The following is a 20,747-nucleotide window of genomic DNA, read 5'->3' on the forward strand; positions in this document are numbered from 1 at the left end:
TGCCGGAACGGTGCGCCACGGGTGGTCCCTACGGGCTGCGCCCGTAGCAGCGAGCCGGGTCGCTTCGCTCCCCGGCCGCTCCCGCTCCGCGTGAGCGGAGGCGGTTCGCTTCGGTCACCACCAGGCGGCACGCGCTCCGCGCCCACCGCCAACCGCAGGGCGGGCGGCCCGCGTTGCGGGCCGGGGCCGGCCTCCGGCCGCCCGGTGGCCTCCGCTGCGCTCCAGCCACCAAAGACGCAGCAGCAGCGTCAGGGTGCGGGCCCAACTCCCCGTGCGGGTAACGCGTGCCACGCTCCGCGCGGCACGCCCACGGGCCTGCGGTCCCAGCAGCAGCAAGAGGAGGGGGAGGTGACAGGCAGTTGAGGCAGGGTGAGGGGTCGAACAGAGATAGGGGAGGGGTGAGGCGAGAGGACCGGGGGGTTGCTTCAAAGAGAGAGGCTAGCTTAAGACTGGAGAGGTGATACACCACCTCCCGGCAGGCAAAATGCGTTGCGAGAATACTTCACTGATGTAGCTCAGCATGAATAGAAAAAGGGCGTGCGGTTGCGGTGCGGTTGATTAAGCACAGTGAAGGAGTAAGTACTTGGGATTGTCGGGGAGGAATCCCGGAAGAATTCCAAAAACCAAAATGGGTCGGCTCGGAAGCGCGAGGTCGCTGAGGGTGGGCAGACCTGGGATGGGCGTGTTGGTTGGCGGCGCTGGCGACTGGGCGGGGAGCGGCACGTGTCGAGGGGCAGGGGTCGCAAGACCTGCGCGGTCACCGTGACCTCAACCACTGATATAAGGCGAGATCAAGAAACCGCAGGTCAGAGCGTTGCGGATCTGGAGATCTGTACCGACTGAGGGGACACATCACGGTCGATGTGTCCCGGCTGAGGGGGCATAACGATGTCTCGATGTCAACTGGAAGCGACACCCCTCCCTGCAGCGTGTCAAGTGGAGGCGACATGTAGGGACGGATGTGTCCCGGGCCGGTCCGTCCGGTGGACAGGGGGGGAGATCTGTCCCTCCAGGGGGGACACAACTTGTTCGGCATGTCGTGTCGGCGCGACATGCATGTCAAGCGCAGGTGACATACTGCTTCGCGTCGCAGAGATCAACAGCTTGGAGAGCAGCCTCGTGTCGACAGAGCCGCAGCGCCGCCGTACAAGCCCCCGTGGGGCGCCGCAGCCGAAGCTGCCGCTGGGGGATCCGTCCGACGCCTGGAATCAGCCGCTGCGGCCCGTCAAGGACTTGGATGAGGTAGCCCGGGCCTACCCCGGCCGCAAGCTCACGCTGGATAGCGAGCGGAAGCCGCTGGAGTTCTACGGGCCGGTCGATGAGCCGAACGCCTTCTCCATGGACAGCCTGGAGTTCTTCCTGGTCATCGCGCAGTTCTTCCGCGAGGCCTTGCCGCTGCGGCTGATTCTGCTGATGATCGCGTGCCAGAAGGCCGGCGGGCGCATCTCCCTGACCCAGGACGAGATGGCGATCGTCCTGGACGTGGCGCGCACCAAGGTGAACGAGGCGTTGCACGACGTCATGTCGCACGGGATCGTGTTCCGGGTGAAGCGCGGTGTCTACCAGTTCAACCCGCCTTACTCCTACCGGGTTGCCGAGTTCATTCCGGGTACGGAGACCACAGAGGCGCGGTACGTCCGGGTCGACCAGCACGAGACCATCGCGAAGATCCGGTCGGATGAGGCGCTGCCCGACCTGGTGCGCTTCCCCTCGCTGGAGCGGATGCGTCAGGAGATTGAACAGATGCGCGAGGAACGGGCGAAGATGCGTGCTGAACGCCGCCAGGAGCGGGCGCAGCAGAAGAGGGGGGCCGAACAGTGAGTGGTCTGCATTTCGCCGCGGTGAACGCGGAAGGGATCGTCGCCGACCTGGACCTGCTGCCCGCGGCCTACCGCGTGCTGCTGAAGATGCGCGCCCACAGCGAGCCGGGCGGCCGGATCGAGGTTGATCAAATCACTCTCGCGCAGATGCTCGGGTTGAGCCGGGCCTCAGTGAACGCGGCTCTGCGAGACCTCGACCTGGCGCAGCTGGTGAAGAAGCAGCGGGCTGGCGTCTACCAGCTCAACCCGATGGTGGCTGGCTACCTCTCCCCCGAGGACGCCGTGGCGGCGGTCAAGACGATGCCGAAGAGCCAGCGCCTGAACTCCTCCAGCTTCGTGGAGCAGTACCGCCAGGCCGTCACGGCCTACCAGGACCAGCTCGCCGAGAAGCGCCGGCAGCGCGAGGACACCAAGCGCCGACAGAACCTCAAGGCCGTGTCCTGACCCATGGCTCATCCCGGCGGCGCTGCACCCACTGGTGCAGCGCCGCTCGTGCGTGTTCATCGTTCCCCTAGAGGGGAAACGGAGTTCCCCACGGCACCAGGGGCGGCCTGTCAGGCAGTCAGTAGGAACAGCCGCTGGTGGGGAGGCTGATCGGCGCCGGAGGTGTCACGTCGTCGTACAGAGCGAGAAGCAGCGGCTGCGGGCAGTGCTTCACGCCGCCGATCCGGATCTCGAAGTGGAGGTGCGGGCCGGTGGACTGTCCCGTGTTCCCGGATTCCCCGAGGTACTGGCCGGGTGTCACTGTGGCCCCTGCGGCAACCCCCCGCGAGTCGAGGTGGCCGTAGATGTACGTCGTGCCGTCGGCGCTCGTCAAGGTGATGCCGTTGCCGAAGCCGCCGTCGATGTAGCCGACGGTGCCGCGCGTGACCGCGTACACCGGTGTGCCGATCGGGACCTGGATGTCGATGGCCGCGTAGTCGTGGTGAGGGTCGTCCAGCTCGCTGCGGGGAACCGCGGACTGGGGCAGCACGTAGGCGTAGTCGTTGCCCACGCAGGTGGCGGTCTCCGCCTCGGCGGACAGCAGGATCTGGGTCCAGCCGGACGTGTCGACCGGGTCGTCGTTGTGGTAGACGATGTCGCTTCCGGAGCCGTCGGTGGGATTCGCGTCCTGGTACCAGTACATGCCGCCGGCCGATGTCACGCCGTAGTAGAGGCCGCCGCCGGGGGAGACCAGATTCTCGAAGCCCGACCAGTTGGCTGACGCCAGCAGGTTGCTCGACCAGGCGCCCGCGCTGTCGATCCGGTACTCGACGAGCCGCCCGTCCGCGGTGTTCGCGAGGAGCCGGTCGTCACCCGTGGAGGTGAGGGTTTTCAGGACGAAGCCGGTGCCAATCTCGCGGCGCTGGCCGATGTGTTCGGGTCCGGTCGGCTTGGGCTGGGAGACCAGGTACTGGATCAGCATGCCGCCGGCGGTCCCGTACAGGTGGCCGTGTCCGTCGTACACGAGCTTGTCGTGCGTCCAGCCGGTGCCGATCTGCACCGGCGAACTCAACAGGGCGAGCGAGAGGTTGTTGGTCTTCACGTCGATCCGGTACAGCGTGCCCGCACTGTCGGTGGCCAACACCGTGTTGAAGTTCAGTGTCGCCATGGCCTTCGGGACGAAGCCGAGGTCGGGTCCCACCAGTGTCTTGAGCCGGTCACCGCTCGAGGGATCGATCTGGGAGTAGGTCAGACGGCCGTCGGCCAGCGCTCCGTAGATCGACACCGATCCGGAGCAGCCCGCGTCCGCAGCGGCTTGGGCGGCAGCGTACGAAGCTGCGTTTGTGGCGGGTTCGGCCGCCCGAGCCGTAGCGGTGGTGACGGACACAAGGCCGAGAGCCAGGCCCCCCGTGAGGAGCGCGCGGACGGCGCCGCGGCGCCTGCTGGTCTGCAACGTAGGACCTCCGTGGTGTGTGGTCCGGCGTAGCGCGCCGCCGGGGTGCCCGGCGAACACCACCGGAATCTGCCGGGGTGTCGACAGGCAGAGGGTCCTGCCGACACCTGCGAGCGTCTCCACGGAGCAGCCCGAAGCACTCTCACCGTGACTCATTTGTTACATGCGCATGCCAAATTGACCGGCGGAGTGCGTACAACGCGACGCGTGAACCCCTTGACCGCCGCCCGGCCGGGCGTCCCGGCACGGCCCGGTCTCAGGTCACGCCCTCCGCCGCCGCATCTTGTCGTCCAGTCCCATTCGCGCCTCCTTCGACAGGGACGCGGCGCCGTTCTCGTGTGCTGAGGGCGCCGTACGCGTCCCGCGCACGGGACGCGTAGGTCAGATACGCGCACACGGTTCCCGCAGGCGGGAAACGCGCAGCTCACAGCCTTGAAAAAGGGATCATGAGCGGCCCCCTTGCGCCTCCTCCCCTGTATGAACTTCAATACGTGTATTGAAGTTCATACAGGGGAGGAATCCACCGTGTTAGTCACCCTCGTCACCGCCGCACTCGCCATCCTCGGCACCCTGCTCGGCTCGATCGTCAGCGGACGCTTCCAGGAACGCGCCGCCGAACGGACCGTCCGCGTCACCCATGGCGAGGCGATCCGCCGTGACCGCCTGGAGGCCGTCACCGCGCTCGCCTGCGCCGCCAGCGACCACCGCCGGGCGATGTGGATGCGCGGCGACGCCGTCCTCACGCAGGCCGGCCCCGAGCGGATCAAGGCCCTGCGCGGCGAGAGCCACATGACCCGGTCCGCCGTCACCCGCCCGCTGGTCGCGCTGCGGGTGCTCATCGAGGACCACGCGGTGCGCGCCGCGGCCGACGAGATGATCGCGCGGACGTACGCGCTGCGCGACGCGTACACCAGCACCGAGGACCTGACCGCCGCCCGGGAGGCCGCGAAGGTCGCCCACGACTCCTTCGTCGACGTCGCCGCCGGCTACCTCAGCCGGACCGCCTGAACCCCGCCCGCCGAGACAGGAATCCCGTCATGGAGCACACGGCCACGGAGATCGTGAAGGCCGCCGACATCACCGCCATCGAGACCAGCGCCGACCGGGGCGCCGTCGACAGCGAGCCCGCGCACCTGGCCCCGGCGGCCGCCGCCGCGCTCGGGCTGCTCGCCGACGCCATCAAGCGGGGCACCGCCGACCGCGACACCGTCGTCCAGGCCCTGAAGGAGGCGGCCGTCCACGAGCGCTTCGCCGACGTCCTGGCGGCCGCGTCCGAGAACGTCATGGACGAGACCGAGGACCCGTTCGACTTCGACGCCCGCCTGGATGCCGACAACCTCTCGGGCGCGGCCTCTCAGGTCCGCGACCTCTTCCGCTGGCTGTAGACCCGCCCGCCGGCCAACCACCCGACACCCGCGAGGGAGACACCGTGTTCACCGGAACCGCCGAAGAACTCCGCGCCCGCCAGGCGCAGGCCCGCGAGCTCGCGGAGCAGGCCGCCGCGCTGCTGGACCAGATCGACGCGCTGGGCCTGGGCGCGGGCGGCGGGCAGCTGCTCACCCCCGGGGGCATCATCCGTAACCGGCCCGGCCAGGGCTGGACCGTCGCCGACCGCTGACCGATCCACCCGAGGAAGGAGACCGCGGTGACCGACCCCGCGTCCGACAACCACCGCCAGGAGCAGCTCCTGGTCCCGCTCGCCGCCGAGGACGTCGCCGCGCTCGGCAGCGACGGCGAGCAGCTGGCCGCGCTGCTCGCCACGGCGCTGCACGGCCTGGCGCTGCTGCGCACGGGCCGCGCGAGCGCCGCCGAACTCGCGGCCGCCATCGAGGGCACCACCGGGCTGCTGGAGCGGCTGGAGGCCGTACGGGACGCCTCGCTGCGCCAGCCCGCCGCCAAGGACGTCTCGCACGCCGAACTGGCCGCGGCGATGCACCTGGAGAGCCGGGCGACCGCGCAGTCCCGCCGCCGCACCTTGCTGCGGAACCCGGTGAGCGACCTGGAGCGGTGGGCCACCGGCACCACCGGCTGACCCGATGCAGCGGCTCCGTGCAGCAGACGAACGTCCGTTTGCTGCACGGAGCCGCTACCCGTGCAGCACCCGTGTCCCGCCCGGGGCCGGCCTCGAAATGTCATCGCTCTCCGGCACCACCCGGCACCACAGAACACCACCACCCACTCACTGGGCCGCACCTCACGACCACCGTGCAGCACCACGTGCTACCCGGTGGCAGCACACACAGCAGCGCCCCGGACCTTCGCGGTCCGGGGCGCTGCTATCGGTGCTCGGGAGGCCCCTACGCCTCAACGTAGGCGACGATCGTGATCGTCCGCAGGGCCGTTACGAAGTAGATGACCCGGACACCGTCGATCTCGTCCGCGTAGTCGCGCAGCAGGGTGCCGGGCACCTCGGTGCCCAGCTCCGGGTTGACGCTGATCGCGACGATCGCGCGGTCCAGGCGGTGCGTCTCGGACGCGGTGAGCTTGGACAGCTGGGTGAGCGCGGGCTCCACCGTGATGACGCGCGAGCGGCGCGGCCCGTGCTCAGGCGACACGGGGCTGCTCGTCAGCAAGACGGGCGAGATGCGCGTCGCGGGCCGTCTCCCACGGCACCCCGGTCTCCGGCGAGGGGTAGCCATTCGCGGCGATGTCCTCCAGCACCGAGGCGAGGACGTCGACCTTCGCGCGCTGGTCGGCCGCGTACGCGCGGACCGATTCGGCGGCGTGCTCATCGAGGGGCTGGCGGGCGGGCGCGGGGGCCGGCTGCTGGCTCATCCGGGACTCCTGTCTGACGTGTGTCACCACGGTAGCGCCGGTCCGGGGCGCTCCGGGACGGTACGCACGAGACGGCGAGTAACGGAGGACATCGCCTACTCGGGCTGCTGAGGAAGCGCAGTTCCCTGAGCCCGCCAGTGGCCAAGCCACTCGTCAAGTTCCGCAGCGGTGTAGAGGTGTCCCAATCCATCTCTGCTGCGGGGGAGCGGGACGCCACGCCGCTGTGAGCGCAGTAGGTACTGCCGCATCGTGGCTGGCTTCCAGGGCACCAGCCCAGCGTCGTAGGCCTCCGCAAGCGAGTAGACGGATTCGCTCGAACCGGCAGGCGCTCCAGATTGAACATCGGAAAGGGCGGAAGGGGCAGTGCTGCCCTTGACTCCGAGCAACTCCCAGATGGGCCGGTCGCCCACGATCCAGTCCTCCAACAGGAGGCGGTCGACGATCTCGAGCTTCTGGGACTTGGCGAAGTCGCGGGCCCGCTTGCTGACTGCTCCGTTAGTCACCAACACGACGGCATTGCCTTTGTGTACCGGCCGGCCGGTTCCGTTGAGGACCTGGAACTCTTGAACCCCGACCACCTTTCCGCCCAGCCCTTGCTTGCGATGCTTGCACTGAATGATCCAGAGCTGCCCGGCAGGATCCGTTGCCACGACATCTGCCCCGTTGTCTCCTGCTCCACCGACTCTCCGCACGTTGGTCGCGCCATCGCGGATCATCAGGTCGCGAACGAGGTACTCGAACTCTCGGTGGTCCAGCCCATCAACGCGTGCGGGGGAGCAGCACGAACGCTGGCATCGGAAAGCTGCGGCCTGCTGGCGTTTCTGATGTTGCGTTGCTAGCAGCCAACCAGCGGTTGCCGACGCTAAAAGCATGAGCGGCAAGAACCACAGAAAGGCTGGTGGGGCAGCGAGGGCGGCATACATGCCGACACGATCTCAGGTACGACTGACACTGCCCGGAACTTCCGGAGGGTCTGCGCTTCAGAGCCCTTGAGCTGACCGAGCCGTTGGCGAGCAGGTTCTCGTAGTGGTGGCCGATGTCGCTGTGCTCGCTCCAGGTGGCCACCACCACCTCGTCCGCCGCGCTCACGACGTGCCACCCTTCACCGCGGACGCGTTGTCGAGCCACGCGGCGAGCGCGTTCGTGGCGGCCGGGTCGGCCTGGGCGAGGCGCCCGACGAACTCGAGGTCGCCGTCGACCGGGGCGCCGGTGCGGGCGAGGGCGGCGAGCAGCGCGGCGCGGGCACGCACCGGTGCGGGCAGCAGGCCGACGGCGGCGTCGCGGGCGGCCGGGTCGGCGTAGTGGCCCGTTTCGTCGGCGAGGGCGTGGGCGAGCCAGGTGTCGACCGCCACGGCGCGGTAGTCGCGGTTCTCGTCCAGGAGTTCGCGGGCGGCTTCGTCTCCGGCCTGGCTCGGCACGCTCCGGTCGAGTCGGCCGGCTCCACCGAGTCGGGCGAGTTCTTCGGCGCGGTCGGCCACCCGCTGCTGCTCCTGGCGGAGCTGCTGCTCGGCTTCTTCGTGGCGGCGGTCTTCGGCGAGCTCCTCCTGGACAACGACGTCGGCGTCCGGGTCGTACGGGCCGCCGGTCGCGGCGAGCAGCTGCACGACGCGCTGCCACTCCGCGAGCTCCGCAGTACGGCGGCCGCCGTCGTTGAAGGCGGCTTCGTCGCGGCGGGCCAGGTGCGCGTCGAGTTCGGCTCCTTTGAGGGCCATCACCGCGTCGCTGTGGGTCATGCCCCGCGCGCGGCGCCGTACCGAGGACCGGCCGACCTTCGCGTAGTCGATCGGCGTGCGCCGGGCGCCGGCGCCACCGCGGGCCTCGCGGACACGGCGCGGCCCCCATCCGTCGGACGTGTTCATCAGGACTCGCTTTCAGCTCGGATACGGAAATTAAGGCTCGCCCGGGAATGGGCTTTGGTGAGCCAGCACACAGGTCTACCGCACACCTGAATTACGCGCTGCTAAAACTCGATGTTCAACCACTCCACGTCCGCGAATTTCACCTCCAGGCCCGCGCGACCGCCGCCGGCTTGACGGAAATAGGTGTCCGCGATGGCCTCCGCGACCGCGTCGTGCAGATCGCTCTGCGTCGCACCATCCTCCTGTGCGGCCAGGATGGCGGCAGCGTGGGCGGCGCTGACGGCCACGCTGACGTCCCGGACCCGGCCCTCGCCCGAGGTGCCCTGCGGGCCGAATCCGAAGTACGCCCGGCAGGAGATGACCATCCCGCCCGAGGACGCCGCGTGCTGCCTGGCCTGTGCTCTGACCTGCGGTTGCCACTCTGCCTCGGTCTCTGCCACCAGAGCGGCCTGGAGACGTTTGTTCGGCTTGGTGGAGGCGCGCGAGAGGTAGCGCTGCACCGTCTTACGGGAGACGCCCAGACGCTCGGCCAGGGACTTGGTGGAGCCCTTCGCCCGCGTGCGAAGGAATTTCATCTGGGCTCGCGCGGATTTCGGTGCGGGCCGGGTGAACAGGGCGCGCTCCGCGCGGGCGAGGCCTTCCTTGAGCTTGGAGCGCGTCCGAGCCGCCTGCTCTGCCTTCTCTTCCTCAGTCATGGAGGCAGCCCATCGCGGCGGACCTGTGGACAGAGGCCCGGCGGCGTGAGCCGTACGGCCGGTCTGACCTGACCAAACTTCAGGACGGACGGACCGCCCCGGCCTTACGGTCACATCAAAACCAGTACCACCTTGCCCAGGAGACGTGATGATCCCAGCGCAACATCCCTACAAAGCGATCTACACGCAGGAAGTGGACGGCCGAGTGGCCTTCAGCAGCAAGCCCGTCATTGCCTGGGACGACGAGGGCCGAGCGCTCGTCGTTGATGAGCGCAGCGGTCGACTTGTCCCGGCGAACAACGGCCGCACCTTCACCGGGCTCTCGGAAGGCGAGCACCCTGTTGTCGCCGCCATCCGTGGAGGTGGGTGGGGGGCTCGGTACGAGAACGAGGACGGCACGTTCACCGTGGATCCGTTGGTGGCCTGGACCGTCCGAAGTGACGGCACTCTCACCCCCGTCGACACCGACGACACCGGCGTGTGCGATGACCCCAACGCCATGGGCAACTTCGATGGCCTCGTGGCCCCCGGAGCAGAGACGCGGACGGCACAGCAGAGCAGCTCGGCATGACCGGGCTGTTCTTCATTTCGGCGGCCGCCTCCCACTAGCTAGTACTGCCCCGCAGAAGTCCGGGGAGGGGCAGCCTGCGGTGCCACACCCACCGAGAGCCCTGCCGACAGCCCGCGCGGCGTCGGCCGTCGGCGGGGCTTTGCCGGTTCCGCTGCTCCCGTACGGCGCGACATACCTACATCCCAGGTCGGAGCGCACTCGCGACCTCTGCCCGATTGCTCCTCATCCCCCGAGCGCAGCATGATGGCCGACATGTGGGGCAAGTGGATCGACTGCCGGGTACGGCCCGGCGCACAGGATGCCTTCGCCGATGGCCAGCGCCGGTGGGCGGCGCTCGTGGACCAGCCGGGTCTGGTCGGGCAGGTGGGTGGCTGGTCCGGTACGGAGGGCCGGGCACTCGTGCTCAGCCTCTGGGCAGACGAGGAGGCGTACGGCCGTTTCATGCGCGAACGTCACGACGGGATCGCTACTGCGACTGGCCAGCAAGGCAGTTGGACGGCGGTCCAGGTCGCCGCGGGCCCGGTGGCACAGCCCGTTCCCGGCGCGGCCGGATCACTTCCGGACGCGCTGAAGGATGCCACGTTGCTGCGCGCCGCCGACTGTCGGCTGCGACCCGGCCGTACCGACCACTTCCTGGAAGTCCAGCGCCGCGTCTGGTCCCCCGGCATGGCAGCGGCCGGCGGCATGCTCGAGGGCGCCGTCACCCGCCTCGCCGTAGACCGCTACCTGGTCACCACGCTCTGGACTTCCCCTCAGGCCTACGCGGCCTACACCGCCGACGCGTTCCCCGCGCTGCGCGCCCGCGCAGACGTCCGAGCCGACGTCGAGTCGCTGACCGGGCATGTCCTGCCGCTGGAGCCTGCTTGGCAGGTCCTGCCCCAGCGAATCCATGCTGGTCCGCGGAAGGCCGTGGAGGGGTCGGCCCGCAGCGTCAAGAAGGTAGAGGCCGCAGGCGCAGTCCAGGCACTCCTCGGGAGCGCCGACGGGTAGGCCCCTGGGGAGCACGTTGTCCTCATAGCCGCCTTGGCTGGCGAGTGTAGAGCGCGAAGCCCCAGGTGTGCGGGACTCCGGCGAAGCGCAGGCGACACAGCGGCAGGCGTTGGCCGTCCCTCAACTCGCCTTCAATGCAGGAGAATCCGGCTCTGAAGCGGACGTGGACCCGGGCCAGCTGCGGCCAGCACTCGGCGACGCGGGCGTTCAGCCGATGGCGCAGCGCCGTGACGTACGAGGACTACCAGCAGGCCAAGAAAGCGCTCGCCGAGAAGAAGGCCGCCGGCTGACCGGCGACGGCATAGGGGAGGGGCCCCGAACCGGCGCGCGGTTCGGGGCTCCTGCCTCCAGCGGGATGAGCCAGGCCCAGAAGGAAGTGGTGGTGGACACCGCGTTCGCCGCACACTGAGGCCATGGTTGAGATGAGCCCGGGGCAAGCGCGCGAGTTCTGGAAGGCGCTGATGGACAACGCCTCTTCACTGATTGCCGATGCCCGCACTCTGCTGTCTGCGATGTCCTACGGGCGGGCACGCTCCCTCACCGTCCTGGCGCAGGAGGAGCTCGGAAAGGCGCTCTGGATCAATGACACCTTCCAAGATGACTGGAGCTGCGGAAGTGAGACCCCACGGGTCGTAGATGCCCTGGCCCAGCATGGGCGGAACCACACGAAGAAGTATCTCGAGGCCATGGTTTTCGGCGACGGGCTCGCTGAGTTCTGGGGTGACTACAGCAGGTGGGACACGGGGGCCGGCTTCGAGGACTGGCAACAGGCCCACAGGGCGCGAATGGCGGAAGCCGAGGCTGCGGCCAAGGAAGCCAACGCGGAGAAGCAGCGAGGGTTCTACGTTGACCGCGACGCAAGCGGTGCCGTCAGTTCTCCCACGGGCGTTCCGGCCGGAACAACGGCGGAGGATCTGCAGACCGCTGCACAGGTGATCGAGATGCTCCTGATCACCGACCACAGTCGAATGAAGATGTCCACCGCGCCGTACGACGGCACGCACGCTCAGCAGTTCCGGTTGTTGCCCATCTCCCATCCTGAGGACTGGGCAGCAGCTGCGGACGCGCTCAATCCGAGCGCCGAGGACGACAGCCAGGAGCCCCAGGAACGATGACGTAGCGGGCCTTTTCCGTTCCGTGCCCTGGGGCGGCTGCGTGCCGCGGGCTGCTGCCGCCAACTGCCAGGTGAAGATCCCGGTGCCGGACGCTTTGCGTCCGGCACCGGGATCTTCACCTTTATGGAGGTGCGGTTGTGCACCACCGGCACCCGCGTCCCGCCCTGACGGCCGAGAGGCGGAACCGTCCGACCTGATCGCAGGCCGCACACCGTGCGGTCCACGGTGCTGTGGCGGACCGGGGGAAGGGTTCGATCGGGTGGAGGCCGGCGTTGAGCATGATGGTGTCGGCCAGGGACTGCGCCCGGTAGCCGCGCCACCATCCGTGTTTTTCGGTGTCAGAGGTCTTCTTGGCCTCCTCTTTTTCCTTGGTCTTCACTCGGTGGTAAGCCTGGATCCAGACGGGGAACTGGCGTTCCTTGATCCTGCAGGCGTACAGGTAGGCGCGGAGCTGCTCCACACCGCTGGGTAACTGCTGGCGGTGAGATATGCGGTACGCGGCGCTCCGGGAAAGGAACGCGAACGGCTTCCGTGCCTCATCCCTCCGCGCAGCTTGGACCCGGCCCTCCAGATCCTGCATGGACGGGCGATTGCTCTCTTCCCACACCCGGGCGAGCGCCCTGCCGAGTTCGTCGCGCGTGCTCACCATGCCCGGGTGCGGGGCTTGGGTAAGGGAGCGCCGCTGCCGCCCGAAGGGCCGCGTGGCCTGCTCGAACAGCCGCGTCGCGTCTTTATCGTCGAGGCCGAGCTGGGCGACGTACCCGTCCACGACAGACTTCTGCGGCGCGGCCAATCCGGCTTCGGCTCGCTGAATGGTCGAGGCCGACGTCCCGATGATGTCGGCTGCCTGACTTTGAGTGATTCCCAGCGCGGCACGGGTGCGGCGCAGAGCACAAGCCAGCTGACCGACGGCGTTGTCGGTGTCCGGCACCTGCTTGAGGCGCCGGACCTTCCGCACGGTAGTCAAGACGCGGTCAGCTCGAGGCGGCCCGCAGTTCCACCATGGCCGGGCGCAGCAGCGCGTTCAGCTTGGTGGTGGTGCAGGCGCGTACCGCGAGGGCGCCGAAGAGGCTGGCGCTGCCGGTGACGAGGAGGGCGTTGACCGGCTTCATGCCCGTGAGGATCAGCACGGTGACGAAGAGGACTACGACCGTGATGATGACGGCTTCGGGACCGCTGGGGCGTGCCTTCGGGGGGACGGTGGTAGTGAACATTCTGGGCTCTCTGCTCCTTTGATCGCCTATGCAGGAGGGTGCTCCTGCGTCCAACCAGGTTGTGCCGCTGGGCGGTTGGCTCGCCGGTCGCGGTAACAGAGATGCTGCCACTCCATGACCTTGCGTCATGACCGATCGAGAGGTTTTACCCATGGGCATCCCACTCGCGAATTCGGTGGTTGGCGTTGCCGAGTGAGCACCAACGGGAAAATCGTTGGCCAAAGGTGGGACGCGCCGCCTAACAGGAAAGGCGCTGACCAGGCTGACTTCGAGTTCGCTCGCCAGTGCTGCCGGGTTCCCATGCGGCGATCACGCAGGTGATCATGAAAACACCCAGACGCAAACCAGTTCGGGTTGCCCTCCCTCCCCGCCGCTGAGACGATTTTGCCAAGCCCCTGCACCGCCGCGATTCCAACCAGGTTGACCAGGGACAACACGCAGGCCCTGGTTGGCTCCGGGCCCGCAGCAACGAGCCGACAGCACTAGCTGTCGGCTCGTCCGCTTTGCCCGCCCGGCTACAGCTCGATGTCGAGCCGCTCCACGTCGGTGAACTCCACGCCCAGGCCGTGGGCCCTGCTGTTGTTGGCGCGGAAGTACATCCGGGCCAGACCGTCGGCGGCGATCTGCCGGAGCTGGTCCTCGTTCTTGCCCTGCTCCCGCGCGCTGAACAGCTTGTCGGCGTACTCAGGCGGCAGGGCCTGGGTGATGTCCCGGATTCGGGCGTCGTCGGTCGTGCCGCCGGCCGCTTCGAAGCCGAAGCGGGCGCGGGTGGAGACGACGATCCCGCCCGTGGACGCGGCCTTCTTCCTCGCCTTCGCGCGGATCTGCGGCTGCCACCGCTTCCTCACCTCGCGCTCCAGGCGGCCGCGGAGGTCCTGGCGGGGGCGCTTGAGCTTGCCCGTCACGTACCGCTCCACGGTGCGCTGGGAGATCCCGAGCGCCTGGGCGGCGGCCTTGGTGCCCTTGAGCTGCTTGACGAGGTACTTCATCTGCGCCTGGGCGCTCTGCGGGATGCGGCGGGTGAACGCCCCCTCCAGCGCGCGGTCCAGGCTGTCCCCGAGCGAGTCGACCATGACCTGCTACTCCCCTTCTCCGGCGTGCTGGTCGGTCTTGATGAGGTTGGCGAGGTTGAAAACGCCGCCGCGCTCTTCGAATTGGGTTTCCGCCCACAGGACGGTCTGGGTGCCCTGGTGCTTGACCATGCCGGGCGAGACGCCGAGCCGAAACGTGCCCGGCGCCGGCTTGCCCTCCGGCGTCTGCGGCAGGACGTCCAGCGGCGACGGCCCGGACGAGGGGTAGACGATCGCGTCGGTGCCGATCGCGACCGGGTACAGGTCGGCGGCGGCCGCCGTCTTCATCAGCTTGCGGTGCAGGCCCACCCGCTGAGCGGCGAGCACGGCGGCCCGGATGTCGGGGCGCCACGTCACCCGGTCCAGCGCCGGGTACGGCTCGTAGTACGGCACCTGCCCCCGGGAGCGCTGGCGCAGCTTGCCGATCGCACCCTTCGCGGTGGCCTTGATCGCGGTCTCCAGCAGCGCCATCGTCGGGTCGACCTGTTTGCGCCGGGCCATCGCCTCGAGGAACTCCTGGCCTTGGAGGTCGGTGGTGACGCCCATGTCGGCCATCGTGTCGACGTAGGCGTCGCGCAGCCGCTTGTACCAGGCGTCGAGGTAGCGGCCGGTCTGGGTGCGGACGTACGCCTCGATCGGCGCGACGTCGAAGCCGAGCTCCACGGCGTACTGCACGGTGGGCGTGGCGTACCAGGCCGGGCCCTCAGGGCGGTTGCCCTGCGGCGTGAACGGGCTCGGCAGCCGGGAGCCGTCGACGGTGCGGCCGTTGACCCGAGCGCGGGACAGGTCGACGTGGCTGAGGTCGACCAGCCACGAGCCGGGGAGCGCCGGATCGAACGTCGGGTTGTTCTCCAGGTGGGTCGGCCCGTTCAGCCCGACGGTGAGGCTGTTGGCGGCGGCGGCGAACGACATGTTGATGTCGACGCAGACCAGGTACCGCTGGTTGTACTCCTCGTCGGTCAGCGGCCGGCACCAGTCGTACGGTTCCTCCATCAGCATCTCTGCCGGGGTGCGCAGGTGGTGGCGGGCGAACCCGGCGTTCTTCAGGATCGGGTGTTCGTCGGGGACTTCGCACGGGACGACGTCGTACTTGGCGGTGATCGCGTCGTCGTTGAAGGCCCGCTCGAACGCGCCGGTGGCCGGGTTCTTCTCCGCGCGGGTCGGCGGGCGCAGCGCGGTCATCAGTTCCAGGCCGGTCGTCGCGGTGGAGCCGCGCGGCGTGATGACCCGGGCCGCGTAGAGGCCGAGGTACTGGACGAGTTCGGCCGGGTGCATCGTCGGCAGCTGCGGGTCGTCCTTCTTGTCCCACTCCCTTGGGTCCAGGGCGTTCCAGGGCAGGATGCACAGCTGGACGCAGCGGCGCTTCGAGCCTTCGGGGTCGCGGTAGAGGCGGGCCCACGGGCCGAGGCCGCGCTGGCTCATCTGGAGTCCGGCCTTCTCGATCTGCTTGACCACCTTGTGGCCGGACGGGAGGCGGCTCGCGTGCCGTTCCTCCTCCGACAGGGCGACCGGCAGGCCGTAGCGCTCCAGTGCGGCCGCGGTGAGGACGAGGATCGGGTCGGCGTCGCGGCCGTTGCGGTGGAGCCGGGCCTGCCCGAGCCGGGCCTCGGTCAGGGTCCAGTCGACCAGTGCCGGGATCGTCTTGGCGGGCACGTCCAGGACCAGGCCGCCGACGCAGTACGCCGACACCTGCCCGTCCGGGTCGGCGTCGATGACCGCGAGCGGGCCGTTCACGAAGCGCGGGTCGTTGGCGCCTGCCGGCGCCGCGGTCTTCTTCGCCAACGCCTTCTTCGCACCCGGGCGCCGCGACGACACAGCGGCCTTCGCGGCGGGCTCCCGCCGTGCGGCAGCAACCGGCGCTGCGGCTGCCGGGGCGGGAACGGGCGCGGGGCCGGTGAACGCCGCCGGGACTACCGGCGCCGGGGCCGCGGCGGGCGCGTCGGCGGCCGGGGCGGGGAATCGGGCCGCGAGGCCCTCCAGGAGCCGGGCGTACGCGGCGCGCTTCGGCGGCCGCGGCTCCGTCCTGCCGGTCTCCCAGTTCCCCACCGCCTCCCGGCGGGCGTTCAGCGCCGTGGCGATCTGTGCCTGACTCAGGCCCGCCGCCTCCCGCAGACGCTTGCGCTCCGCAGGGTCCGGCAGGTCGTCCTGCGCGACTTGCTCCAGCAGCGCATCGACGGCGCTGAACAGCTGTTCCTCAGTGGACACAGAGGTCACCTCCAATAGACAGCATACTCGATCGCGCGTTGATTCGCTCACCCAATCGCGCATGAATCGCGCAACGGTGGGAGTGCAACACGCAGGCGGGTAAGCGGCGCAACGGCTGTTCGTGCAGGTCAGGAGTGCAACGCGAGTGTGCTTCACCCCTGGTGTTTCACTGCGTGTTTCGCACACCGCGCAGGAGGCGGCGATGCACGGCATGGCGGCGCTGCAGAACCCGGGCCCGCTGCCAGGCTGAGCACACCCGCCCAGCCCGCAGGGTGAATGGAGATCCGCCATGTCCGTTGCATTCCGCATCAGGTGCTGCCTGTGCGCCAAGAACATCCCGCTCGCCACAGACATCATCGCCCTCGATGGCGAGTGGCAGCGCCGCTACCCGGACATGCACGGAACCCTCGCCTGCGAGCGGTGCATCGGCGTCTACGGCTGGAACAGCTGCACACAGCCCGAAGGCGGCTTCGTCGACGGGCATATCGCCGCACCCGAGGGACGAATCGACATCGACGCCTGGTGTCACCACCTCAACCGCGGCACCCACCGCGCCCTGGTGACGCTCCACCCCCGCTCCGGCATGCTCCAGGGAGCGGAACCGTACCTGCGCTCCCTGGCCGCCCGCAGGGGGACCAAACCCGAGATCGCCGCCATGCTGCGCACGGTGATTTAGGAGTGGGAGGAGCAGCACAGCCGCTCCGTCCCCCGGCAGCCGGCCACACCCTGAGTCCGGCTCCTCCCCCGCCGCACGTTGGCTGATCATCCCGCTGACACGGCCTCGGACCCCGTGGCAGGGTGCGGTGATCGGATCACCGGACGGCAGGGGGGGCTCCCGTGGAAGTACGGATGTGGAACGGACTGGTCGGCGTCGCGAAGGAGACGTACACCGCCTCGCTGGGCGAGGGGGTCGTGCCGCGCCCGCTGATGATGCCGCTGGTGCGCGGCGAGCTGGTCGGGCTGATCTGGGTCCGCCCGCTCAAGGTCGGCCAGGACGCGCTCGCCGGGATCGCGGAGCTCGCGAAAATCGCCGCGGCGGCCGGCGCGGATGAGGTGGTCCTCGCCTGGGAGACGCACGACGTTGCCACCGCCTGCGAGCTGCCGGTCGTCGGCCCGGCGCCGTGCCTGAACATGGTGCTCGCCACCCCGGCCGGGCACGTGCTGCACCAGTTCCCCTACACCGAGCAGCTCCTGTCGCGCAGCACCGAGGGCTGGGCGTCGGTCGCCCCCGACTGGAGGCCGGCCCCCGCGCCGCAGCCCGGCGGCGAACTGGTGCCGCCGATCCAGACTGCGGTGAACTTCTCCTTCACCCCCATCGACCTGGACCACCCCGACCCGTTCGGCGTCACCGTCGTGCTGATGGAAGAAGACGGCTACCGCATCAGCCTGACCGAAGCCTTCGCCCGCTGACCCCATGGCCCGCGACTTCGACGACGACGCGCCCCGCCGGATCGGCGACGCGAACGACCTGGTCCTCGCCCGCAAGCGGGACGCCGACGAACGGATCTACGTGGTGAACACCAACCTCGTCATCGACGCCCAGGAGAAGCTCGCCCGACGCCGGCGACTGGACCGCATCTGGCGCGCCGGGGCGGCCGTCAGCTGGCTGTCCTTACTGACCGCCGTCATCGGCACCGGCATCGCCGCGTGGACCACGGGCGACCCGGCGCGGTTCGCCCTGGGTGACCTGATCTGCGGAAGCCTCCTCCTGATGTCCCTGCTGGCGCTGGTCGGCGTCCACTTCGCCGGGCGGGGCGTGCCAACCCTCCAGCGCATCGAGGCGCAGCTCGTCTCCGCGCAGGAGTCGCTGTGGCAGCAGAAGGCCGACCGGCGTCCCGACCTGCACGACCGGCGCAATCTCTACCGCGAGGAAGTCGCCACCGCGATCGAGAAGTACCAGGTCGACAGCCGGAAGTACCGGCGGATCCACAACAGCCTGCAGTCCCTCATCATGATCGGCTCTGCATCCACGACGACGATCGCCGCCCTGGACACCGGCAAGGAGCTGACCTGGCAGAGCGTCACCCTGACCGCCATCAGCTTCGCCATCACGGTGGCCGCGATGTTCACCGGCTACTACAAATTCCGCGAGCGCAGCTACTTCCTTCAGCAGACCGCCGACGCCATCGAGCAGGAGGCCAACGCCGTCACCCTCGGCATCGGCCCGTACGCGCCATACGGGCCCGACCAGGAGGACGAGGCGCTGAAGCTTTTCACCCAGCGCGTCGAAGACCACCGCAACGAGCAGCGCCGCCGCCAGCAGCAGCTGGACCAGCCCGCAGACCAGGCCGCCCCGTCCAGTCAGCCGCCGGCGGCCTGACTCAGGATTCAGTCCTGCGGCTGCCGCTGGCTTCCGTGCTCGGACCGTACGGACGGAGCCACGTCCGGGGCCGCGCTCGCTTGAAGGATCAATCCGTACGAGGTCGAGGTTTTCGGAGAACGCTACCGGGCGGAAAGTGTTCAGCACCGATGACTTCGTCTGCCGCCTGGATATGAATTTTTTTGAGGTTAGGCATGCCGCGGAGCGGAGTTAGGTCTACACGTCGGCAAGTGCCATAGGTTGCAATGGTCAATGCTTGGAGGTTGGGAAGTTTGGTGGGAATGAGAGCAAGGTCGTCGTAGCGCCCCCAGGTGCCCAGCCAGAGTTCGGTGATCTGCGGCAAGCGCGGCCAGCCCCGGCGCCGCCCGGACATCGTGCTCGGTGACCGCGGCTACGACCACGACAAGTACCGCCGCCTCGTCTGGGCCCTCGGCGTGAAGCCGGTGATTGCCCGACGCGGCACCGAACACGGTTCCGGACTGGGCGCCCAACGCTGGGTCGTGGAGCGTACGTTCGCCCACCTGTACTCGTTTCGCCGCCTGCGGATCCGCTGGGAGATCCGCGACGACATCCACGAAGCTTTCCTGACCCTCGGATGCGTCCTCATCTGCTGGCGGCGACTTGTCTCCCTACCCTGACAGCATCGGAACCCAGTGATCCATCACCTGGCGCAGACACTGGCGGTGGTCAGCAATCCAATTGTCCGGCGGGACGAGCGGGACCCGCACGGTGACCATGGACCCGGATTCGTCCTCCACGACCACCTCCGGGCAGTCACGCTCGCCCGTGAGCTGGATGAAGATGGACGGCCCGCTGCTCATCTCCATCCAGGCCACGTCTTCGCCGGCGTCAAGCCGGTCCAGTGCGTCGGCCCAGCACTCCAACCTCGCGACGTACAGTGCCAGGTCGATACGGCCGGATACGAAGGGCGTCTTGACGACGATCTCCGCGTCGAGCCCGGCGGTCCACCTGCGGCTACGTCCCAGAACGTTGATCGAGACGCTACGGCCGGGCCGACTACTCCCACAAACACCGGCGCCACGGCGTGAACGTGCAAGTCGTCACCGATCCCGGTGGCCGACTGTTATGGCTCTCGCCCGCCCTGCCGGGCCGCACTCACGATCTGACCGCCGCACGCACCCACCGGATCATCCGAGTCTGCGAGCGCCAGGGCGTTCCCGTCGTGGCCGATCTCGCCTACCAGGGCGCCGGCCCGTGGCTGACCACCGGCATCAAACGCAGGCCCCTCCAGGAGCTCACTCCCGCCGACAGGACCCGCAACCGTGCCCTGGCCGCGGCACGAGCACCCGTCGAACGCGGCGTCGCCCGCCTGAAGTCCTGGCGGATCTTCCGCAGATCCCGCTGCAGCCCCAACCGCACGACGTCAATCGCCAAGGCCGTCGTCACCCTGGAGCGGCAACGCTGAAGAAGCTCAATGAGCGACCACGCCATAAGAAACGATGTCTAATGCCACAATCCATCTTCATGAGTACAGGTGTTCGCAACACGATAGGACTGAGGTAAAGCGTAGCCATTCATCACAACCACTGACACAGGGCGCACTTTCTAGCCACCCAACCAAGGAAACTAGCCAACATGATTCCAAAATGTCACTTTAAATCCCGAATCTGCAAGTAAAAACCATATTGAATTAACCAACTTCTCATGTACGATCCATCCACTTGAACGAAAATCGAACAAGGGGAGATCTCCTAATGCCTAGATTTGGCAAAGCAATTCTGGCTTTCGTAGCTGCTATCGCCTTCTGCGCCCTGCCGGCAGCCACCGCCCACGCCGAGGACGCGACCACTCAGGCTGCGTGCCCGACGCAGCCGACCACCTACTACGTCTCCGACTTTGGTTACGTCCAGTGGGCTCAGAACCCGATATGCGGAACGCCGGGCGACGCGATGCGAGTCTGCGACACCAAGGCTGACGGCATGGGCCTTCTCGTCCAGCGGTACAAGCTGAGCGGCGGCGTCCGGTACTACCTGGACACCGTTTCGACCGCTGGCCACAACTCTCCCTACTGCTCCCCCTGGCTCTCCAATAACCTTCCCGAGGGTACGGCCGTTCTACTCGTCCCCTCTACCTCAAAGGGTGGCGTGGTCACCATTACCCCGTACTCCTACAACGTCACTACATGAGTAGGACCATGTAACGCGCGTAAGTAAAGTCAAAATGCTTGCTTAGTGGCGGCGCCAGCCGGGCGCCGCCATTACTGAGGTTTAACTCGT

The 20,747-nt window shown here is 68.4% G+C and carries 25 protein-coding genes and 2 pseudogenes; 16 read left to right on the plus strand and 11 right to left on the minus strand.

Features of this window, described 5'->3' with window-relative positions:
- The first annotated feature begins 1,104 nt into the window (after positions 1-1,104).
- Positions 1,105-1,821 carry a hypothetical protein gene (locus tag OG599_RS34460; RefSeq protein ID WP_327180299.1) on the plus strand — a complete coding sequence of 239 codons (717 nt, stop codon included), beginning with the start codon at positions 1,105-1,107 and terminating at the stop codon, positions 1,819-1,821.
- Positions 1,818-2,264 (plus strand): helix-turn-helix domain-containing protein, encoded by a 447-nt coding sequence (locus tag OG599_RS34465; protein ID WP_327180300.1) that lies wholly within the window; start codon positions 1,818-1,820, stop codon positions 2,262-2,264. Before OG599_RS34460 ends, OG599_RS34465 begins: the two co-directional genes overlap by 4 nt.
- A 118-nt stretch (positions 2,265-2,382) precedes the next feature.
- Here OG599_RS34465 and OG599_RS34470 read toward each other — a convergent pair whose 3' ends face one another.
- Positions 2,383-3,528: a peptidoglycan DD-metalloendopeptidase family protein gene (locus OG599_RS34470; protein WP_327180301.1), complete on the minus strand. Its 1,146-nt coding sequence runs from the start codon at positions 3,526-3,528 to the stop codon at positions 2,383-2,385.
- Positions 3,529-4,221: 693 nt separating this feature from the next.
- Here OG599_RS34470 and OG599_RS34475 point away from each other — a divergent pair.
- From OG599_RS34475 to OG599_RS34490, 4 genes are read left to right on the plus strand one after another with little or no spacing between them, the layout of a single operon-like run.
- Positions 4,222-4,704, plus strand: a complete 483-nt coding sequence (locus tag OG599_RS34475; RefSeq protein ID WP_327180302.1) for a hypothetical protein — start codon at positions 4,222-4,224, stop codon at positions 4,702-4,704.
- Positions 4,705-4,733: 29 nt separating this feature from the next.
- On the plus strand, positions 4,734-5,081 hold the full coding sequence (locus tag OG599_RS34480; protein ID WP_327180303.1) for a hypothetical protein: 348 nt from the start codon (positions 4,734-4,736) through the stop codon (positions 5,079-5,081).
- 44 nt (positions 5,082-5,125) lie between these two features.
- Positions 5,126-5,314 (plus strand): hypothetical protein, encoded by a 189-nt coding sequence (locus tag OG599_RS34485; protein ID WP_327180304.1) that lies wholly within the window; start codon positions 5,126-5,128, stop codon positions 5,312-5,314.
- Between the two features lie 27 nt (positions 5,315-5,341).
- Positions 5,342-5,728, plus strand: a complete 387-nt coding sequence (locus tag OG599_RS34490) for a hypothetical protein (RefSeq protein WP_327180305.1) — start codon at positions 5,342-5,344, stop codon at positions 5,726-5,728.
- 265 nt (positions 5,729-5,993) lie between these two features.
- Here the strand turns inward: OG599_RS34490 and OG599_RS34495 are convergent, their stop codons facing one another.
- The 5 genes from OG599_RS34495 to tpg (OG599_RS34515) form a co-directional block, all read right to left on the minus strand.
- The gene (locus tag OG599_RS34495) at positions 5,994-6,251 is read right to left on the minus strand and encodes a hypothetical protein (protein ID WP_327180306.1); all 258 of its coding nucleotides are present in this window, start codon (positions 6,249-6,251) and stop codon (positions 5,994-5,996) included.
- Positions 6,241-6,471, minus strand: a complete 231-nt coding sequence (locus OG599_RS34500) for a hypothetical protein (protein ID WP_327180307.1) — start codon at positions 6,469-6,471, stop codon at positions 6,241-6,243. Before OG599_RS34500 ends, OG599_RS34495 begins: the two co-directional genes overlap by 11 nt.
- A 95-nt stretch (positions 6,472-6,566) precedes the next feature.
- Positions 6,567-7,394, minus strand: a complete 828-nt coding sequence (locus tag OG599_RS34505) for a restriction endonuclease (protein ID WP_327180308.1) — start codon at positions 7,392-7,394, stop codon at positions 6,567-6,569.
- Positions 7,395-7,556: 162 nt separating this feature from the next.
- On the minus strand, positions 7,557-8,330 hold the full coding sequence (locus OG599_RS34510) for a hypothetical protein (protein WP_327180309.1): 774 nt from the start codon (positions 8,328-8,330) through the stop codon (positions 7,557-7,559).
- A gap of 101 nt (positions 8,331-8,431) precedes the next feature.
- A complete protein-coding gene (gene tpg / locus OG599_RS34515) occupies positions 8,432-9,025 on the minus strand; it encodes a telomere-protecting terminal protein Tpg (RefSeq protein WP_327180310.1) in 594 nt (197 codons plus the stop codon).
- 148 nt (positions 9,026-9,173) lie between these two features.
- Between tpg (OG599_RS34515) and OG599_RS34520 the strand changes: the two genes are divergently transcribed.
- The 4 genes from OG599_RS34520 (at position 9,174) to OG599_RS34535 (ending at position 11,701) form a co-directional block, all read left to right on the plus strand.
- Positions 9,174-9,596 carry a hypothetical protein gene (locus OG599_RS34520; protein WP_327180311.1) on the plus strand — a complete coding sequence of 141 codons (423 nt, stop codon included), beginning with the start codon at positions 9,174-9,176 and terminating at the stop codon, positions 9,594-9,596.
- A gap of 252 nt (positions 9,597-9,848) precedes the next feature.
- Positions 9,849-10,586, plus strand: a complete 738-nt coding sequence (locus tag OG599_RS34525) for a DUF4937 domain-containing protein (protein ID WP_327180312.1) — start codon at positions 9,849-9,851, stop codon at positions 10,584-10,586.
- 134 nt (positions 10,587-10,720) lie between these two features.
- Positions 10,721-10,876, plus strand: a complete 156-nt coding sequence (locus OG599_RS34530) for a hypothetical protein (protein WP_327180313.1) — start codon at positions 10,721-10,723, stop codon at positions 10,874-10,876.
- 123 nt (positions 10,877-10,999) lie between these two features.
- Entirely contained in the window at positions 11,000-11,701 is a 702-nt protein-coding gene (locus tag OG599_RS34535; RefSeq protein ID WP_327180314.1) for an AbiV family abortive infection protein, read from the plus strand.
- Between the two features lie 121 nt (positions 11,702-11,822).
- Here OG599_RS34535 and OG599_RS34540 read toward each other — a convergent pair whose 3' ends face one another.
- From OG599_RS34540 to tap, 4 genes are all read right to left on the minus strand, one after another.
- Positions 11,823-12,632 (minus strand): helix-turn-helix domain-containing protein, encoded by an 810-nt coding sequence (locus OG599_RS34540; protein WP_327180315.1) that lies wholly within the window; start codon positions 12,630-12,632, stop codon positions 11,823-11,825.
- 43 nt (positions 12,633-12,675) lie between these two features.
- Positions 12,676-12,915 (minus strand): hypothetical protein, encoded by a 240-nt coding sequence (locus tag OG599_RS34545; protein ID WP_327180316.1) that lies wholly within the window; start codon positions 12,913-12,915, stop codon positions 12,676-12,678.
- Positions 12,916-13,430: 515 nt separating this feature from the next.
- Positions 13,431-13,988 (minus strand): telomere-protecting terminal protein Tpg, encoded by a 558-nt coding sequence (tpg, locus tag OG599_RS34550; RefSeq protein WP_327180317.1) that lies wholly within the window; start codon positions 13,986-13,988, stop codon positions 13,431-13,433.
- 6 nt (positions 13,989-13,994) lie between these two features.
- Positions 13,995-16,190, minus strand: a complete 2,196-nt coding sequence (gene tap, locus OG599_RS34555; RefSeq protein WP_327180318.1) for a telomere-associated protein Tap — start codon at positions 16,188-16,190, stop codon at positions 13,995-13,997.
- 289 nt (positions 16,191-16,479) lie between these two features.
- Between tap and OG599_RS34560 the strand changes: the two genes are divergently transcribed.
- The 4 genes and pseudogenes from OG599_RS34560 to OG599_RS34575 form a co-directional block, all read left to right on the plus strand.
- Entirely contained in the window at positions 16,480-16,866 is a 387-nt protein-coding gene (locus tag OG599_RS34560) for a hypothetical protein (RefSeq protein ID WP_327180319.1), read from the plus strand.
- 173 nt (positions 16,867-17,039) lie between these two features.
- Complete coding sequence (locus OG599_RS34565) at positions 17,040-17,600, plus strand: hypothetical protein (RefSeq protein ID WP_327180320.1); 561 nt, start codon at positions 17,040-17,042, stop codon at positions 17,598-17,600.
- 4 nt (positions 17,601-17,604) lie between these two features.
- Positions 17,605-18,510 (plus strand): DUF4231 domain-containing protein, encoded by a 906-nt coding sequence (locus OG599_RS34570; RefSeq protein ID WP_327180321.1) that lies wholly within the window; start codon positions 17,605-17,607, stop codon positions 18,508-18,510.
- Between the two features lie 332 nt (positions 18,511-18,842).
- Positions 18,843-19,148, plus strand: a pseudogene (locus OG599_RS34575) (transposase); the annotation flags it as partial.
- On the opposite strand, the gene OG599_RS35565 reads toward OG599_RS34575, so the two are convergent.
- Positions 19,140-19,505, minus strand: a complete 366-nt coding sequence (locus OG599_RS35565) for a DUF5959 family protein (protein ID WP_442809742.1) — start codon at positions 19,503-19,505, stop codon at positions 19,140-19,142. The pseudogene OG599_RS34575 and the gene OG599_RS35565 sit on opposite strands and share 9 nt — an antisense overlap.
- 11 nt (positions 19,506-19,516) lie before the next feature.
- On the opposite strand from OG599_RS35565, the pseudogene OG599_RS34580 reads away from it, so the two are divergent.
- Positions 19,517-19,936 (plus strand): annotated as a pseudogene (locus OG599_RS34580) (transposase family protein); the annotation flags it as partial.
- A gap of 256 nt (positions 19,937-20,192) precedes the next feature.
- Positions 20,193-20,657, plus strand: coding sequence for a hypothetical protein (locus OG599_RS34585; protein ID WP_327180322.1), 465 nt, complete (start codon positions 20,193-20,195; stop codon positions 20,655-20,657).
- The last annotated feature ends 90 nt before the right edge of the window (positions 20,658-20,747 follow it).

Origin of the sequence: Streptomyces sp. NBC_01335 (genome assembly GCF_035953295.1) — a bacterium.
GTDB lineage: Bacteria > Actinomycetota > Actinomycetes > Streptomycetales > Streptomycetaceae > Streptomyces.

Excerpts from the sequence above, each read along its gene's own strand:
- OG599_RS34560 (WP_327180319.1), top strand. The coding sequence starts at position 16,480 with ATGTCCGTTGCATTCCGCATCAGGTGCTGCCTGTGCGCCAAGAACATC.
- OG599_RS34510 (WP_327180309.1), bottom strand. The coding sequence starts at position 8,330 with ATGAACACGTCCGACGGATGGGGGCCGCGCCGTGTCCGCGAGGCCCGC.
- OG599_RS34545 (WP_327180316.1), bottom strand. The coding sequence starts at position 12,915 with ATGTTCACTACCACCGTCCCCCCGAAGGCACGCCCCAGCGGTCCCGAA.
- OG599_RS34520 (WP_327180311.1), top strand. The coding sequence starts at position 9,174 with ATGATCCCAGCGCAACATCCCTACAAAGCGATCTACACGCAGGAAGTG.
- OG599_RS34505 (WP_327180308.1), bottom strand. The coding sequence starts at position 7,394 with ATGTATGCCGCCCTCGCTGCCCCACCAGCCTTTCTGTGGTTCTTGCCG.
- OG599_RS34565 (WP_327180320.1), top strand. The coding sequence starts at position 17,040 with ATGTGGAACGGACTGGTCGGCGTCGCGAAGGAGACGTACACCGCCTCG.
- OG599_RS34500 (WP_327180307.1), bottom strand. The coding sequence starts at position 6,471 with ATGAGCCAGCAGCCGGCCCCCGCGCCCGCCCGCCAGCCCCTCGATGAG.
- tpg (WP_327180317.1), bottom strand. The coding sequence starts at position 13,988 with ATGGTCGACTCGCTCGGGGACAGCCTGGACCGCGCGCTGGAGGGGGCG.
- OG599_RS34530 (WP_327180313.1), top strand. The coding sequence starts at position 10,721 with ATGCAGGAGAATCCGGCTCTGAAGCGGACGTGGACCCGGGCCAGCTGC.
- OG599_RS34535 (WP_327180314.1), top strand. The coding sequence starts at position 11,000 with ATGGTTGAGATGAGCCCGGGGCAAGCGCGCGAGTTCTGGAAGGCGCTG.
- OG599_RS34570 (WP_327180321.1), top strand. The coding sequence starts at position 17,605 with ATGGCCCGCGACTTCGACGACGACGCGCCCCGCCGGATCGGCGACGCG.
- OG599_RS34525 (WP_327180312.1), top strand. The coding sequence starts at position 9,849 with ATGTGGGGCAAGTGGATCGACTGCCGGGTACGGCCCGGCGCACAGGAT.
- OG599_RS34480 (WP_327180303.1), top strand. The coding sequence starts at position 4,734 with ATGGAGCACACGGCCACGGAGATCGTGAAGGCCGCCGACATCACCGCC.
- tpg (WP_327180310.1), bottom strand. The coding sequence starts at position 9,025 with ATGACTGAGGAAGAGAAGGCAGAGCAGGCGGCTCGGACGCGCTCCAAG.